This window comes from Glaciecola sp. HA4-3 (genome assembly GCF_055693685.1).
This window is the reverse complement of sequence record NZ_CM146340.1, coordinates 625,735-641,063: the sequence shown is the minus strand read 5'-3', so window position 1 is coordinate 641,063 and position 15,329 is coordinate 625,735. Positions and strand designations below refer to the sequence as shown.

At 39.9% G+C, this 15,329-nt stretch carries 13 protein-coding genes and 1 pseudogene; 11 read left to right on the top strand and 3 right to left on the bottom strand.

What is annotated here, in order from left to right; all coding sequences use genetic code 11:
* Positions 1-110: 110 nt before the first annotated feature.
* The gene (locus ACZ1G6_RS03035; RefSeq protein ID WP_472618006.1) at positions 111-2,669 is read left to right on the top strand and encodes a DUF305 domain-containing protein; all 2,559 of its coding nucleotides are present in this window, start codon (positions 111-113) and stop codon (positions 2,667-2,669) included.
* 38 nt (positions 2,670-2,707) lie between these two features.
* Entirely contained in the window at positions 2,708-4,465 is a 1,758-nt protein-coding gene (gene aceK, locus ACZ1G6_RS03030; protein ID WP_472618005.1) for a bifunctional isocitrate dehydrogenase kinase/phosphatase, read from the top strand.
* Here aceK and ACZ1G6_RS03025 read toward each other — a convergent pair.
* Positions 4,457-4,843 (bottom strand): MAPEG family protein, encoded by a 387-nt coding sequence (locus ACZ1G6_RS03025; protein WP_472618004.1) that lies wholly within the window; start codon positions 4,841-4,843, stop codon positions 4,457-4,459. The genes aceK and ACZ1G6_RS03025 overlap by 9 nt on opposite strands.
* A 71-nt stretch (positions 4,844-4,914) precedes the next feature.
* Here ACZ1G6_RS03025 and ACZ1G6_RS03020 point away from each other — a divergent pair, with 71 nt between their 5' ends.
* The 3 genes from ACZ1G6_RS03020 to ACZ1G6_RS03010 all read left to right on the top strand — a co-directional run bounded on the left by ACZ1G6_RS03020 (position 4,915) and on the right by ACZ1G6_RS03010 (position 7,008).
* Positions 4,915-5,592, top strand: a complete 678-nt coding sequence (locus tag ACZ1G6_RS03020; protein ID WP_472618003.1) for a response regulator transcription factor — start codon at positions 4,915-4,917, stop codon at positions 5,590-5,592.
* 8 nt (positions 5,593-5,600) lie between these two features.
* The gene (locus ACZ1G6_RS03015) at positions 5,601-5,921 is read left to right on the top strand and encodes a hypothetical protein (RefSeq protein ID WP_472618002.1); all 321 of its coding nucleotides are present in this window, start codon (positions 5,601-5,603) and stop codon (positions 5,919-5,921) included.
* A 103-nt stretch (positions 5,922-6,024) separates the two neighbouring features.
* Positions 6,025-7,008, top strand: coding sequence for a sensor histidine kinase (locus ACZ1G6_RS03010; protein WP_472618001.1), 984 nt, complete (start codon positions 6,025-6,027; stop codon positions 7,006-7,008).
* A gap of 42 nt (positions 7,009-7,050) precedes the next feature.
* On the opposite strand, the gene ACZ1G6_RS03005 is transcribed toward ACZ1G6_RS03010, so the two are convergent.
* Both ACZ1G6_RS03005 and ACZ1G6_RS03000 read right to left on the bottom strand, forming a co-directional pair.
* Positions 7,051-7,608, bottom strand: a complete 558-nt coding sequence (locus ACZ1G6_RS03005; RefSeq protein WP_472618000.1) for a DUF3833 domain-containing protein — start codon at positions 7,606-7,608, stop codon at positions 7,051-7,053.
* 10 nt (positions 7,609-7,618) lie between these two features.
* The gene (locus tag ACZ1G6_RS03000) at positions 7,619-8,131 is read right to left on the bottom strand and encodes a chalcone isomerase family protein (protein WP_472617999.1); all 513 of its coding nucleotides are present in this window, start codon (positions 8,129-8,131) and stop codon (positions 7,619-7,621) included.
* A gap of 153 nt (positions 8,132-8,284) precedes the next feature.
* Here ACZ1G6_RS03000 and ACZ1G6_RS02995 point away from each other — a divergent pair, with 153 nt between their 5' ends.
* The 6 genes and pseudogenes from ACZ1G6_RS02995 to ACZ1G6_RS02970 all read left to right on the top strand — a co-directional run bounded on the left by ACZ1G6_RS02995 (position 8,285) and on the right by ACZ1G6_RS02970 (position 15,303).
* Positions 8,285-9,262, top strand: coding sequence for a 1-aminocyclopropane-1-carboxylate deaminase/D-cysteine desulfhydrase (locus ACZ1G6_RS02995; RefSeq protein ID WP_472617998.1), 978 nt, complete (start codon positions 8,285-8,287; stop codon positions 9,260-9,262).
* Positions 9,263-9,380: 118 nt separating this feature from the next.
* Positions 9,381-9,797: a hypothetical protein gene (locus ACZ1G6_RS02990; protein WP_472617997.1), complete on the top strand. Its 417-nt coding sequence runs from the start codon at positions 9,381-9,383 to the stop codon at positions 9,795-9,797.
* 142 nt (positions 9,798-9,939) lie between these two features.
* Positions 9,940-11,143: pseudogene (locus ACZ1G6_RS02985) on the top strand (saccharopine dehydrogenase family protein).
* Positions 11,144-11,163: 20 nt separating this feature from the next.
* Positions 11,164-12,303 carry a carboxynorspermidine decarboxylase gene (gene nspC, locus ACZ1G6_RS02980; RefSeq protein WP_472617996.1) on the top strand — a complete coding sequence of 380 codons (1,140 nt, stop codon included), beginning with the start codon at positions 11,164-11,166 and terminating at the stop codon, positions 12,301-12,303.
* Between the two features lie 37 nt (positions 12,304-12,340).
* The gene (locus ACZ1G6_RS02975; RefSeq protein ID WP_472617995.1) at positions 12,341-12,970 is read left to right on the top strand and encodes a methylamine utilization protein; all 630 of its coding nucleotides are present in this window, start codon (positions 12,341-12,343) and stop codon (positions 12,968-12,970) included.
* A 5-nt stretch (positions 12,971-12,975) separates the two neighbouring features.
* The gene (locus ACZ1G6_RS02970) at positions 12,976-15,303 is read left to right on the top strand and encodes a bifunctional diguanylate cyclase/phosphodiesterase (protein WP_472617994.1); all 2,328 of its coding nucleotides are present in this window, start codon (positions 12,976-12,978) and stop codon (positions 15,301-15,303) included.
* The last annotated feature ends 26 nt before the right edge of the window (positions 15,304-15,329 follow it).

Below are 15,329 nucleotides of genomic sequence, written 5' to 3'. Positions count from 1 at the left end.
CACCAATATGTGGCTTTGTATATAAATTCATGTGCTTTTATGTAAGCAAGCCTTAGATTTTTGGCCATTCTAATGTATATTTTACGAATAAAATAAAAAAAGGCCCTACCATGAATAACACAAAAACAATAAACACATCTAAAACAGCCATTGCAATGTGGATAAGTTTGGTGATTTCTCCGGTTTCAATAGCCAATACAATCAGTCAAAGTGAAGACAATCCAACACCCGTTCCTATTGTGCAGCTAAGGCGCACTACAGGCAAAGTATCAAAACCATTGAGCGCAGAAGATGCGATAAATATCGCAAACACTCGTTTTACAAACGATGATGTTGTTTTTATGCAAAATATGATTCCGCATCATGGTCAAGCGGTCGAAATGGGCCTCTTGGTGGAAGAGCGAACCAACAACCCAGAAATTATTGATATTGCGGGTCGAATCAAGAAGTCTCAAGCTGATGAAATCGCATTTATGAAGTCATGGCTAACAGATAGAAATCAAGCTACCGATATCCCGCATCATATGCACATGGACCACTCAATGATGGGGATGGCAAGCGGTGCGCAGATGAAGGCTCTGGCTGATGCAAAAGGAAGCGACTTTGACTCCCTATTTTTGCAGCTTATGATCCCCCACCATGAAGGCGCTATAACAATGGTAGAGGACTTACTTGCTCAATCAGGCTCAGCCTATGATCCAATTTTATACGACTTCGTGAACGATATCGTCAATGATCAAACAGCCGAGATTAGACAAATGAACGCAATGCTAGCAGGTTTATCTACCGACCCTAGAGTCGGACTAACAGCTGGATTTAGAGATGCTGGTGAAGCAATTTCAAATTTAGCATTGCTTGCTAGCCTTCCGAAACCAGCCGGCTTTTTTGATCCACAAAACCCTTCAAACTTGCCACCAAAACGCGACTCATCAGATGACAGCGAAGTTGAATCGTCAGAACAAGACCATAGCTCACACCATGCGCATGCAGACCATACAAACAATGAAGATGAACAGGCATCTGAAGTATCGCAAGGTGCAAACGAAGAAAGTCGTGATGATGAAGTACAAGGTGGCGATATTAAAACACAATGGTCAGAACGTTGGCCTTTGTTGAGCTTTTGGAATACCGATATGGCATTTTCAAAGGATATTTTAATTGCAGGGAATTACCATGGTTTTAATATCTATAAACTTGGAGAAAATGGCCTGCCAGAACTAATGAGCTCAATTGTATGCCCGGGTGGCCAAGGCGATGTATCAATAGTTAATGACTTGCTAATTATGTCTGTTGAGCAAACTCGAGGGCGCCTTGATTGTGGATTACAAGGCGTAAGTGAAGATGTTAGTGAAGACCGTTTTAGAGGCCTGCGGATATTTGATATCAGTGATTTAACTCGTCCAATGCAAGTGGGCGCAGTTCAAACATGCAGAGGCTCTCATACTCATTCCGTAGTATCAGCAGATGAAAATAGTATTGTTGTTTATAATTCAGGCACCGCCGGGGTGAGAGATAACGAAGAACTTGCTGGTTGCATTGGTGATATACCAGGTGATGACCGCACCGCTCTATTTAGAATTGATATTATTGAAATACCTGTAGACTCACCCAGTGAAGCTAAGATTACCTCAAGCCCTGGCGTATTTTCAGACGATGAGGGCAGGTTGGCAGGTCTATGGTTAGGAGGCGATCATGGTGAAGGTACACAAAGTAGCCGAATGACTGATCAGTGCCACGATATTACGGTATTTCCTGAGGCTAATATTGCCGCCGGCGCATGCTCAGGTAACGGTATTATATTAGATATATCAGATCCAAAGCATCCCAAACGTATTGATGATGTGACCGACGAAGGATTTGCTTATTGGCATTCTGCTACATTTAATAATGATGGCACCAAAGTTGTTTTTACGGATGAATGGGGAGGCGGAACACAGCCTCGATGCAGAGCATCGGACCCTAAAACCTGGGGAGCAAATGCCATTTATGCGATAAATGATGGCAAACTGAGTTTTGAAAGTTACTATAAAGTGCCTGCGCCTCAATCTGACACCGAAAACTGTGTCGCTCACAATGGTTCAATTATCCCTGTCCCGGGTAGAGATATTTTTGCACAAGCTTGGTATCAAGGTGGCCTTTCGCTCATGGATTTTACTGACACGAAAAACCCTACCGAAATTGCCTACTTTGATAGAGGACCAATACATGATGAGCGCATGGTCATTGGTGGCTATTGGTCTACGTATTGGTATCAGGGCAAAATTTATGGAACCGGCATTGTCAGAGGTTTAGACGTATTTAGTTTATTGCCCAGCGATTATTTAAGTGACAATGAAATCGAAGCGGCAAAACTAGCTCAAATGGGCGATACCTTTAATCCACAGCAACAATTTATGGCTAAATGGCCAGCTGTGCCTGTGGTGGCCAAAGCCTATGTCGACCAATTGTTGCGCAACAAAAACATCAGTGCCAGTGCTCACCAAGCAATAACGGATGCACTCGATTCGGCGGAGTCTTTACTTGAAGATAAACGTAGTGATAGAAAATTATCGGCTGAATTGCTGTCATTAGCCAAGAGTTTAAAAGTGCCAAATGACAGTGTAAATGGCCAAGAACGCCTTATCTCACTAAATGATGTCATCACAAGAATAGCCGACCAGTTAGACTAGCTTTGATGACAAACATGTTGCTTATGTGGCCATATTGAATGCAAAGATTGCAAAAAGATCTTTCAAGTTCTGAAATAGTAAATGCTGATGTCGACATCGCAAAAGACTTGGCTTATCAAATCATTGTTGGATTTGATAAGTCATATCGCCGATTTAGTCGGATTACGGCGGGCGCTCAAGCACGTTTTGAGCAGTGCCAGTGGGCAGAATCCCAACAAGCGAATAAAGCCCGCATTAATTTATATGAACAAAGCCTCTCTGAGGCAATTAGTGAGATATATCAGCGCATCAATCCGCGTCAACAAAGTAAGTCTTTTTGGCTACAAAGCAAACAACACTTTGCTTCCTTGCTCAATCATCACCCCCAGTTTGAGTTAGCTGAAACATTTTATAATTCTGTGATAGGTCGCATATTTAAGCATCAGCAAATTGATGATGACATTATGTTTGTTTTACCTAGTCGCTGTTTTTTGTCTGGACAAGATAGACATAAGATTGTGCATAGCTTTAACACAACCGGCACTGTTCGTGAGCTTTATGAGCAAATCTTTGATACCTACCGATTCAAAGTCGCGTTTGAAGACAAAGAACGTGATATGCAACATCTTGATAAAGCGCTTCGCTCAAGAATGACTCAACAACAATTAGCATCGGTACACAGTGTTGAGATTTTACAGTCCGTTTTTTATCGTGGCAAAGCAGCCTACCTTGTTGGCAGAATTTGTATGCCACAAGAAACGCTTCCATTTGTAATAGCCTTACAAATGTCCAGCGAGGGTACGCTTTTTGTTGACGCTTTGCTGACCGAACGACCGCATATGAGTGTGATTTTTGGTTTTGCACGTTCATACTTTATGGCACAAACTCAACTACCAGCTGAAACCGTTGCATTTTTGCAAGAATTATTGCCGCATAAAAAGAACTTTGAACTGTATATGAGTTTGGGTTTTTACAAGCATGGTAAAACAGTTTTTTACCGCAATTACTTGCAACATTTAGACAATTCAGATGACCAATTTGAGTTAGCACCCGGCATTAAGGGTTTAGTTATGGCGGTGTTTCACCTACCCTCTTATGGCGTTGTGTTTAAAATCATTCGCGATGAGTTTGCCGAAAGTAAAAAAATCACTCGAGAACATGTCAAAGATTGCTATCGCTTAGTAAAAACAACCGATCGTGTTGGTCGCATGGCTGATACTCACGAGTACGTTAACTTTAGATTTTCAAAATCAAGAATCAGCGATACCTTGCTTAATCATCTACTTGATACATGTGCCAGCAGTATTGAAATAGATGGTGATGAAGTCGTGATAAATCACTTGTATATCGAACGCAAAATGACGCCCTTAAATCTGTATTTACAATCCGAAACAGATGAAGAAAAAGTGCGAAGCGCTATTGATGACTTAGGCCGTTGTATCAAGCAAATTGCTTATGCCAATATTTTCCTTGGTGATATGTTGCATAAAAACTTTGGTATTACAAAAACAGGGCGCGTCATTTTTTATGACTATGACGAAATATGTTACATGCACGAACGTAATTTTCGAACATTACCGCAAAGTGATGATCCTTTTGCACTTGATACCTTATCTGTCGCGCCAAATGATGTCTTCCCTGAGCAGTTTGAACACTTTATTGTGGGTAAGAAGCATTTAAAAGACCTGTTAAAAGCACTTCATGGAGATTTACTCAGTGCTGATTATTGGCAAGAAATTCAAAAAACAGCCGCAAGCGGTGTAATTGAAAACTTCACGCCTTACCCACCTAGTCTATGTTTTAAGCGCTCAAGCTAGCAATAAATAGTAATGAGCAATAATCGTAACTAAGCCAATTATCCATACGAGTGAACGTAATTTATCCCAATTTAACCAATAAAATGCTAAATAAAATACGCGAGAAATTACAAAGGCAATGCATAGTTGAGCGGTGTACACATTGTGTTCGTCAAGAGCCAACACTAAAATGACGGTAGGAGCAAACATGGCAATGGCCTCAAAGGAGTTTTGATGCGCCGCCAAAGCTCGCGCTCCTAACCCCGTTAATTGAGTGTGTTGTTCACGAGGGTGTTTGTTGTCGTAGCGCCCTAACTTTGACATTTCAAATGCCAAGGGTACCTTAGCAATCATTGGCATCAGCACTACAATAGCAACACAAATAATGATAACGAACATAAATTGTTCCTTTTTGAAGAATTACAGTTATTTAACCTGACAAAGTTTACCTTTTTGACTATCTTTTTAATATGAAAATATTATTAGTAGAAGACGAACCGACTGTTGCCCAATTTATCCAAAAAGGGTTGACAGAAAATGGGCATCAAATTGATCATGCCGACAACGGCGACGATGGTGTTAAGTTGGCCCTGACAAGCACGTATGACGTAATCATTTTAGATCGCATGCTCCCTAAACTTGATGGCCTTGAAGTACTTAGTCAATTTCGTGAAAAGAACATAGTGACCCCTACCCTTATCCTCAGTGCTAAGAACAAAGTCGACGATAAAGTACAAGGCTTAAGAGCGGGTGCTGATGATTATTTGACTAAGCCTTTTGCATTTGAAGAGCTGTTAGCTCGAATAGAAATACTAGGATCAAGAGTAAGCGCCGCGCCTGTGACACAGACTTCTTTAAGCTTAGGTGAGCTTGAGCTTGATCTTATTAATCGTAAAGTCACACGCAATGGAACCGTGATTGATTTACAATCAAAAGAGTTCAAGTTATTAGAGTATCTCATGCTCAACCCAAACAAAATTATCACACGAGCAATGCTGCTTGAAAAGGTATGGGAATATAATTTTGATCCTCAAACAAATGTCATTGATGTACACATTAGTCGCCTAAGAAACAAAATTGATAAAGGCTTCGACAAAGCAATGATCGAAACTATTCGTGGTGCCGGTTATATGATCAGTAGCACATAGGATAATTAATGCGCGCAATCAAAGCTTATGCAAAAAGCTCTAGTTTTTTTGTCAGCTTTTTCTTTATTTGCTTGTTGATGCTGGGGGTAGGTTTTAACACATATACCTTAACAGTTGCCAACGATGATTTACTCATTAGAGAAACACAAGCTGCACTTCAAGCGGATATAGGTGGATTTAGAAGTTTATATAAAGCCGCTGGGCGCAAAGCAGTTATCCAAGCAGTTGAAGAGCGCATCAATAATCGCACTAATGACTTCCTTTATTTTTTAAAAACTGAGGGTGACAAATTCATAGCAGGTAACCTGCAAGAATGGCCAAGGCAGTGATATTGAAATTGTCCGCAACGGCGTATTAGATATAGAAATTAATTTACGCAGTGATAGCCTTGGTTATGAAGACCAAAAGCCACAACGTGCGATCGCCATGGTGATGGCATTTAGTAACAAAGATAGTTTGTTGATTGCCCGAAGTGTCCAAGATATTGAATTAGCCGTTTCACTAGCACAAACGTCGTCTTGGGTGATGATCATTATTTTATGCGTTGTAGCGATTACCAGTCTTATCGTCGCGTATTATGTTGTAAACCGGATTAATAAAATATCGGCAACGGCAGACGATATTATCGCAACAGGTAATCTAAGTGACCGTTTGCACGTCGATTCAAATTGGGACGATTTAAGCAAACTGACACTAGTACTTAATCAATTGCTCGACAAAATCCAGCACTCTGTGGCAGCCATTAGCTCAGTTTCAGACTCCATTGCACATGATTTGCGTACCCCCTTGACTCGTCTAAAAAGTCATATCGAGACATTGGAGAACGAAAAAGAGAAATCGAGTTTACTTGATGAATGCGATAACTTGATGGCAATATTTAATTCACTGTTGCGCATTAGCGATATTGAACACTCTGGGAAAAAAGCGGGCTTTGCAAAAATATCCCTTACTGAAATATGTGATGATGCCTTAGATTTGTATGGGGCATTAACAGAAGATAAAGATATAACACTACAGTACCAATCTGATCAGATTCACGCATTTTTTGGTGATAAAGACCTGCTATTTCAAGCGTTTGCAAACATTTTAGACAATGCTATCAAGTTTACCCCTAACGATGGTCAAATTGACGTATCGCTTAAGGTGGTTAACGCAAATGAACTTGGCTTAAATGATAAACAGCAATATGTCGTTTTTTGTGTGCAAGATACCGGCATTGGGGTTAGCCCCGATAAAATAGAAAAACTCACTCGTCGTTTTTATCGCGCTGATGCCAGTCGCAGCGCAAGTGGTAATGGTTTAGGCTTGTCTTTGGTGAACGCCATTGTCACCCTACACGGAGGCTTTATTGAGTTTTCAGAATCTCAAATAGGCGAAAAGACTGGCCTAAAATGCCTTTTTTACCTTCCTTTGTAATGCTCTTTTCGCCGCTTATTAGTTGAATAGCTAGGATATTACTTAATCTATACGCTGCATAAAAATAGTGACTTCTGCCATCGTAATGCCGAACTTTTTAATGTAAGAGCGATTCATCATGGTCTTATCATCAAAAGCCCAAAACCAATCATCAAAGTTAACACGATAGGATGTACCATCAACATCAAGGTCCATCTCGTACACAAAATTAAACGCATTGCCGTATGACCTACCCGTAGCATCGCCGGCAATGTCACCAGCATTTCCCGTGTAGGTGCCGTCAGGGTTTTTACGTAAGGTCCAAATGCGTTCTTTGGGTCCATCACCAAATCCATATTCAAAGGTCTCATCTAATATTAATTGGCCTTGCTCATCAATACTACCATCAATGTTCACTACAAAGCGCTGGACAACATCGCCTGAGCGATTTTGTACAATTCCCCAAGCCCTTACTTGACCGTCAAAAAACGCCTCTAAGTTAAAGTCTGGCTGATGTGCTCGATAAGACTCTCCATCAATCGATACAGAGCATCCAGCCACACTCAGGCTGGCAATTAATAAACACGCCGCTTTAAAGCGACATTTAAGTATTCTTAACATACAGATTCCTTTAGGAAGTTTGGCCCAAGAGCGATTCTCTCATTTCTGGTTCTGACGTGTTCTCAGACAACCATATATCAAAAAACCATTGGCTAAACTCGGTATCGTCAACTTTTCCTAATGGTTGGTCATTGAAGTAAAAGTAGCTAAACCCTTTTTCATCGACAATGCCGGTTAGCGTTTGACCTTCCTTGATATCAGGAAATAAATCTCTCATTTGTTGATACCATTTAGCTAGCTTAATTTCGTCTTGCATGCCCAGTTTTCTAATTTCATCGACCGAACGACTGGCAATATCATCACCCTTTAAATTTCGTAAATATTTAAGTTCAAGTGCAAAAGGTTGCTCTCCTGTGAATTTGCCTTTCGGTGCATACAACGCAGCATCATACACATCCCAAACCCAAACGCTCAATCGAGCTTCGCCGACTTTTTCAGGGTTTTGAATATACTGTTGAAGGTCGCGTGCAAATACTGACGTATTCATGCAACATAACAGAACTAATGGGACTAAATATTTCATTTCTTTCTCTCGTACAGCTAAACTACATAATTGAGGTATTTCAATTTATTGTAATTAAGATAACGGCTGAAAAGTAGTTTTAGATTATTAAGATTGTGTAATGATGCCTAAGCTTTAGACGCCCCCAATTTAATACGTATATGGATACAGATTTTGGCTGATTTTACAAAGGCTTGCCTTCCATCTCCCGTAGTCAATATAACTGACTTACTGCATGTCATTAAGTCACCTAGTACTATCTATTGTAAACGCGATGATCTTATCCATCACACGATATCAGGAAATAAGTGGCGAAAATTAACGCCGCTCATCCATAAATTAGAACAACTTAGGCCAGGTGAACGTCCAAATATACTGAGCTTTGGAGGTGGTTTTTCTAATCACCTACATGCTTTAGGTTTTCTTTGTTACCTTCGCGATATTTCTTTTACAGCCATCATCAGAGGCGATTATAGTCAGTCACCAAGTCCAATGTTAAATGACCTACAAAAATGGGGGGCAAAAATTGTTTATGTAAGCAAACAGACTTACAAACAACGAGTAGATCCCGAATATGTCGACTCTCTGGTAAAGCAATATGGCATTGACATTGTCATTCCAGAAGGCGGATCTAATCACGATTGTCTTGCAGGCGTTGCAGGCCTTGTGGATGAATACACACAGCAAATACCTAAATTAAGCCATGTCATTGTGCCAGTGGGTAGTGGTGGCACTCTTGCTGGAATCATTAAGGCCCACAGTGCTAGATCAAAAGCTAAGCCTAAGCACATGCCTCCAAAAATTATCGGCATCGCTGTGCTAAAAGGAAGCGGTTATTTAGAGCAACAAGTTAAGGCATTGCTACAGGAGCAAACATCACAGTGTGATAAGCAAGATGATGCCGACACTTGTAAAAACATAGAGTGGGAAATATTACATGATTTTCATCAAGGTGGTTATGCAAAAACCAATGATGATTTAGAAAGCTTTATGAGTGAATTTATGACCAAAACAGATATTCCTCTTGAAAAGGTATATTCAGGTAAGTGTTTGTTTGCCACCAATTCTCTAATTAAAAACGGTCATTTTGCCGATAATAGTAAAATATTGGTGGTACATACTGGCGGTTTACAGGGTAAGCGAGCAAACTAAACGCTTGTCAAATCAATCGTTAAGGCATCAGCGTTTAACTATTTTTATATTAGTTTGAACCATACCGGCAAGTGTACCGTTTACATTTTATGTTCATTTACATAATTTAAGGGTATCTGTGAAACAAAACCTCATATTAAAACAGCACATTCCTTTTGCATCTATGATGTACAAAGCGCTGGATTTTTGCGAGCTTATGTTGACGCATTCAGCCACGATATACCCATTTGCTGTGGTGTCTATTGACAAAGAGACACGTTGTATTTTTGCTCCTCATACTGACCAAGATGCACAAAGCGGCATGATTGAAGAATTACAAACACAAATTTGTGAGTTTAAAAAACGAAAAAAAGAAGCCATCAGTTTGATGGCATACTCTGCGACCATTACTCATCCTAACAAACCTGAAGTTGACGCCCTTGTTTTTACTATCATTGACAGCACAGGGGAAAATACGGTTACTGTTTACCCCTATGAGTTTACCTATGAAGGCGTTGACATAGGGAAGCCGTTTACCTGCGACTTTAGCGATTAAATTCAAGTCACTGGCTTGCTAGCATCAAGGTGTTTTTTGGTTTTGTTTATGAAATTCTACTGGTAGAATGCGCAAAAATCACAAACACGACTACATTTATTACATTATTAAAACGCCATAAATGTATTAAGGAATCCATTTTATGTCTAAAGTCTTGATTATTGGTGCAGGTGGTGTCGCCTCTGTCACCGTTAAAAAGTGTGCTCGTCTTCCTCAACTTTTTGATGAAATCTACTTAGCAAGTCGCACCATTAGCAAGTGCGAAGCGCTACAAAAAGAAGTGGGCATTGACAGAGTCAAAGGTGTTTATGCCGTTGATGCTGATGATGCAAATCAAGTTATCGACTTAATAAACGAAGTTAAACCTGATCTTCTTGTCAACTTAGCATTGCCCTATCAAGATTTGCCAATTATGGATGCCTGTTTAGCGACTAATACCGATTATTTGGATACAGCCAATTATGAACCTAAAGATGAAGCGAAATTCGAATACTCTTGGCAATGGGCCTATCAAGAAAGATTCGAACAAGCAGGCATCATGGCATTGTTAGGAAGCGGCTTTGACCCAGGTGTAACAAATGTATTTACGGCCTATGCCGCAAAGCATTACTTTGATGAAATCCATTATTTGGACATAGTAGATTGTAATGGCGGCGATCATGGGCAAGCGTTTGCAACAAATTTTAATCCCGAGATAAATATCAGAGAAATCACCCAAGTGGGTCGATATTTTGAAAACGGCGAGTGGAAAGAAACACCTCCGCTTAGCCAACGCGAAGATTTAGATTATCAAAATATTGGCGTTAGAGCGTCGTATCTTATGTTTCATGAAGAACTTGAATCTTTGGTCAAGCATTTTCCTAGTTTAAAACGGGCGCGATTCTGGATGACCTTCGGAGATGCCTATCTTAATCATTTAAAAGTACTTGAAGGCATTGGGATGACCAGTATCGAACCCATTGATTTTCAAGGACAACAAATTGTACCGCTTGAGTTTTTAAAAGCCGTACTGCCTAACCCTTAGTTCTCTTGCTGATGGCTATACGGGTAAAACGTGTATTGGCACATACATTACCGGTATGAAAGATGGTAAAGAAAAAACAATCTTCATTTACAATAATTGTGACCATGCGGCTTGTTTTGAAGAAGTCGGTGCACAAGCGGTATCATATACAACAGGCGTTCCTGCCATGATCGGCGCGGCGCTTATGTTAGATAAAACTTGGCACAAACCAGGCGTATGGAATATGGAGCAATTTGACCCTGATCCCTTTATGGAAATGTTAAACAAGCATGGATTACCATGGCATGTAATGGAATGTGACCAGAGCCCTTTTAATCAGTAGCGAATATAAGAAAGTATTGAATGAACATTAATTATGCTCAAATGAATATCCCTTCTCCATGTTATGTATGTGATGAAGGCAAGCTCATTGCCAACTTAGAGCTAATGGAAGAGGTACAGCGCCGAGCAGGTGTAGACATTATTCTTGCGCTCAAAGGCTTCTCGATGTGGTCTACTTTCGATACGGTTGGGCAATATTTAAAGGGCGCTACTGCCAGCTCAGTAAATGAAGCGAAGCTGGCTAAATTTGAAATGGGTAAGGAAGTCCACGCATACTCACCAGCGTATAAACCTAGCGATATAGAAGAGCTAGCACCATTATGTGAGCACATCTCCTTTAACAGTATTAATCAATGGCAACGTTACAAACCGATGCTTGCAGCACATAATGTGTCTGTCGGTTTACGTGTAAATCCCGAAAACCAAGAAGCAGATACTCCCTTATACGACCCTTGTGCACCCGGTTCTCGCTTGGGTGTGCTTGCATCTCAACTTGCAGAGCAAGATTTGGCAGGTATAGAAGGTTTTCATATTCACAATTTATGTGAGTGCGACTCGTTTGCTACTGCCCGAACTTTAGATGCTATTGAACAAAAATTTGGGCAATATTTACCCTCTTTAAAATGGTTAAATCTAGGGGGTGGCCATTTAATGACAAAAAAAGGCTATGATATTGAACACCTAATATTAAGCCTCAAGACATTCAAACAAAAATACCCGAATTTACGCATCATCTTGGAACTAGGCTCTGCAGTTGCATGGCAAGCTGGACCTCTAATATGCGAAGTTGTTGATATTGTTGAGAATGAATATCCCATTGCTATTTTAGATATTTCTGCAACAGCGCACATGCCTGATGTACTAGAAATGCCCTATCGCCCTATTGTCAGCGGTGCCGGTGATGCAGATGAAAAAGCTTACACCTACATGCTAGGTGGCAACTCTTGCTTAGCAGGTGACGTAATAGACAAATATAGCTTTGATGAGCCTCTTAGAGTAGGCAGTAAACTTATTTTTGAAGATATGTTGCATTACACCATGGTAAAAACGACTTTTTTTAATGGAGTAACGCATCCAAGCATCGGAATTGTTAGAACAAATGGTGATTTCGATTTAATTAAAAGCTTTGATTATAATGACTTTAGAAATAGGTTGTCTTAGCCGATAAGATTACTCAGAGCTTATTTTTTGGGTAATTATGAAGGTATTAGCTGGTATATTGGCCTTGTGTGTAAGCGCCTTCGCGTTTAATGTCTGCGCACAATCACAAACAAGTATTCTAATACTTGATATGGATAATGCACCTGTACAAGATGCTGTGGTGGCGTTTACAGGCGAACAGCAAAACTTAACTACCGATGGCAATTATGCCGTCATGGACCAAATCAACTTCACCTTTAAACCTCGCGTTTTAGCAATCCCGGTAGGAACTGAAGTCTCATTTCCTAATAGCGATGATGTTCGTCATCATGTATATAGCTTTTCAGAGCCCAAGCCCTTTGAAATAAAAATGTACTCCGGTAAATCTTCACAAAGCATGGTGTTTGATCAAGCCGGTCTGGTTGTATTGGGCTGTAATATCCATGATTCGATGGTGGGATACATTTATGTCAGTGCAAATAATGCAACGGGCGTCACAGACGCTCAAGGCCGCGTAACAATACAGACACAATCGAGCGATATATCTATTTGGCATGAACACCTGTCTGTTAGCAACGATTTAGTCCACACTGAGCGCACTATTACTGTGGGCCAAGAAAACGTCATAAAATTAAACCTTGTTAGTCCAGCAGCCTCATCTAACGACAATAAATTTAAGAGGCTCTAAGATAGATGTTTAAACAAGGCTCTCTTAACCAAAGTATTTTTAGGCTTGTTAGTGGACTGGTATTAGTTACCAGCTTTACGATATTGGCTAATGTATGGTGGGCGACATATCAGCAAGCACAACAACGTATGGCAAAAGACATTGAGCTTGCCGAAAATGTACTTGAACAAGTGCTAAAAAGTCGTGAACAACTCTTGTTCACATCAGCAAGTGTATTGACTGAAGATTTTGGATTTAAGCAAGCTATCGCAACTAAAGACGCGCCAACTATTGTCAGCGCGCTGCGTAATCATGGAAGCAGAATAAGAGCCGATTTGATGATCGTTTTTGACTTACAAGGTGATGTGATCGCAAGCTCTAAAGAAGAAGCAATGATTGACACAGTCACATTAAATACTCAAGACGTACAATCTTCAATGGCAGATGGCGGGCTTTCGAGTTTTATTGTTGTTGATGGCAAAGTATATAAAACGATTATTTTAAGTATAGATGCTCCTAGACCAATCGCGTTATCATTGGTCGGCTTTGAAATCTCACCTCAGCTGGTCAAAAATTTAGAAAACACCATTAAACTTAATGTCAGTTTTGAGTATTCTCATCAATCACAAATATATAGTGTTAATGCAATACAAAATGCGTTTGATGCACCACAAATACTCACTTTTTCATCTTTAAGTTGGAGTGATTTAGTCTTTAATAGTGATGCGATTGTTCGTGAAACATCTAATATTTATATCAGTGATGAACTAGAAATTAACGTGATACTAACACAACAGTTATCAAAGCTAATTTCTGAATTTGCTAACTTAAAAACCAGTATTTCAGTCATTGTATTTGTCTCGCTAGCATTTGCATTTATCGTAGCGGCCACATATTCCCGCAAGCTATCAAGACCCCTTACCCACTTAGCACAAATTGCTAAAAATATATCACAGGGTGACTATCAACAAAGCATAAGTGCAGGTACAAACTCAAAAGAATTTAGAACTTTAGCTAGCGCTTTTAAAGATATGCAAGGCAGCATTTATGACCGTGAAAAAGAAATCAGTTACCAAGCCCAACATGACCAATTAACAGGTCTATTCACACGATATCATGCTGGCGACAAAATAGATGAGAAAATTAAAGCAGGCAGTTCATTTGATGCCATTGGCATGAATATTATTGGCTTTCGAGATATCAATGATGTGTTTGGCTATCAGGCAGGTGACGCTTGCTTGAGTGGAATTGCTAAACGATTAGAGGACATAGAAGGTATCTCTGCTCGCTTAACGGGTGGAGAGTTTTTATTGGTTCCCAAAGACTTGATTAGCCAAGAAAGTTTATACACGCTCAAACAAAAGTTAGAACGCCCTATTTTGATTGAACAATTGGCCATTCCTATAAAGCTTGCTATTGGTAGTATTAATTGCCCATCACAGGCATCAAGCGCAAGTGAATTATATAAACGACTCAATATTGTTTTAGATGAAGCACAAGAAACAAACCAACATTTACTTAAGTTTGATCAACGTTTTGAACAAAAATATACCCGCCGCCTATTAATTATTAATAAGCTCAAAACGGCTATTGCAAATGATAGCCAAGATCTTTCTTTAAACTATCAACCAAAGCTTGACCTTCGCAATAATAAAGTACGAGCGGCTGAAGCGCTTATAAGATGGACAGACCCAGAATTAGGCTTTGTGCCTCCTGATGAATTTATTAGAATTGCAGAGCAAGCAGGGTTAATCAAAGGGGTTACACACTGGGTAATTGAACGTGCAATCCACGATATTGCTTTGATGACAAAAGAAGGTGTTGAGATTTGTGTCGCAATAAACTTATCAGCCAGAGATCTGGACGATGCAAGTTTGCTGCCTAAAATAAAAAACTTACTTGATAAAAACCAGCTTGATAGTTCACATGTCAGCTTTGAAATCACTGAAAGTGACTTAGTGGAAGATGCCCAAAAAGCGTGTGAGTTATTAAACGACTATCGCTTACAAGGCTATTCACTTGCTATTGACGATTTTGGTACGGGTTACTCTTCAATGGCTTACCTTAAAAACTTTCCCGTCAATACCCTTAAAATTGATAAAAGTTTTGTCTTAAATCTAAGCCATAATCAAGATGATAAAGATATTGTCGAAACAGTCATTCAACTTGCCAACAAGTTTAATTTAACCACTGTTGCAGAAGGTGTGGAAGATAAAGCAAGCCTGACATTTTTACAACAACAAGGCTGTACTTGGGCACAGGGTTATCATATTTGCCGCCCGATTAGTGTCGACAAATTGATTACATGGTGTTTAAACTATGAAAACAAATGCGTAGATGAAGATGACCAATAGTTTCAAAGTTCAAACTCAAGCTCTTG

Coding starts and splice junctions, on each gene's coding strand:
- ACZ1G6_RS03025 (WP_472618004.1), bottom strand. CDS start 4,843: ATGTTCGTTATCATTATTTGTGTTGCTATTGTAGTGCTGATGCCAATG.
- ACZ1G6_RS02970 (WP_472617994.1), top strand. CDS start 12,976: ATGTTTAAACAAGGCTCTCTTAACCAAAGTATTTTTAGGCTTGTTAGT.
- ACZ1G6_RS02975 (WP_472617995.1), top strand. CDS start 12,341: ATGAAGGTATTAGCTGGTATATTGGCCTTGTGTGTAAGCGCCTTCGCG.
- ACZ1G6_RS03015 (WP_472618002.1), top strand. CDS start 5,601: ATGCGCGCAATCAAAGCTTATGCAAAAAGCTCTAGTTTTTTTGTCAGC.
- ACZ1G6_RS03020 (WP_472618003.1), top strand. CDS start 4,915: ATGAAAATATTATTAGTAGAAGACGAACCGACTGTTGCCCAATTTATC.
- nspC (WP_472617996.1), top strand. CDS start 11,164: ATGAACATTAATTATGCTCAAATGAATATCCCTTCTCCATGTTATGTA.
- ACZ1G6_RS03000 (WP_472617999.1), bottom strand. CDS start 8,131: ATGAAATATTTAGTCCCATTAGTTCTGTTATGTTGCATGAATACGTCA.
- ACZ1G6_RS03005 (WP_472618000.1), bottom strand. CDS start 7,608: ATGTTAAGAATACTTAAATGTCGCTTTAAAGCGGCGTGTTTATTAATT.
- aceK (WP_472618005.1), top strand. CDS start 2,708: ATGCAAAGATTGCAAAAAGATCTTTCAAGTTCTGAAATAGTAAATGCT.
- ACZ1G6_RS03035 (WP_472618006.1), top strand. CDS start 111: ATGAATAACACAAAAACAATAAACACATCTAAAACAGCCATTGCAATG.
- ACZ1G6_RS03010 (WP_472618001.1), top strand. CDS start 6,025: ATGGCATTTAGTAACAAAGATAGTTTGTTGATTGCCCGAAGTGTCCAA.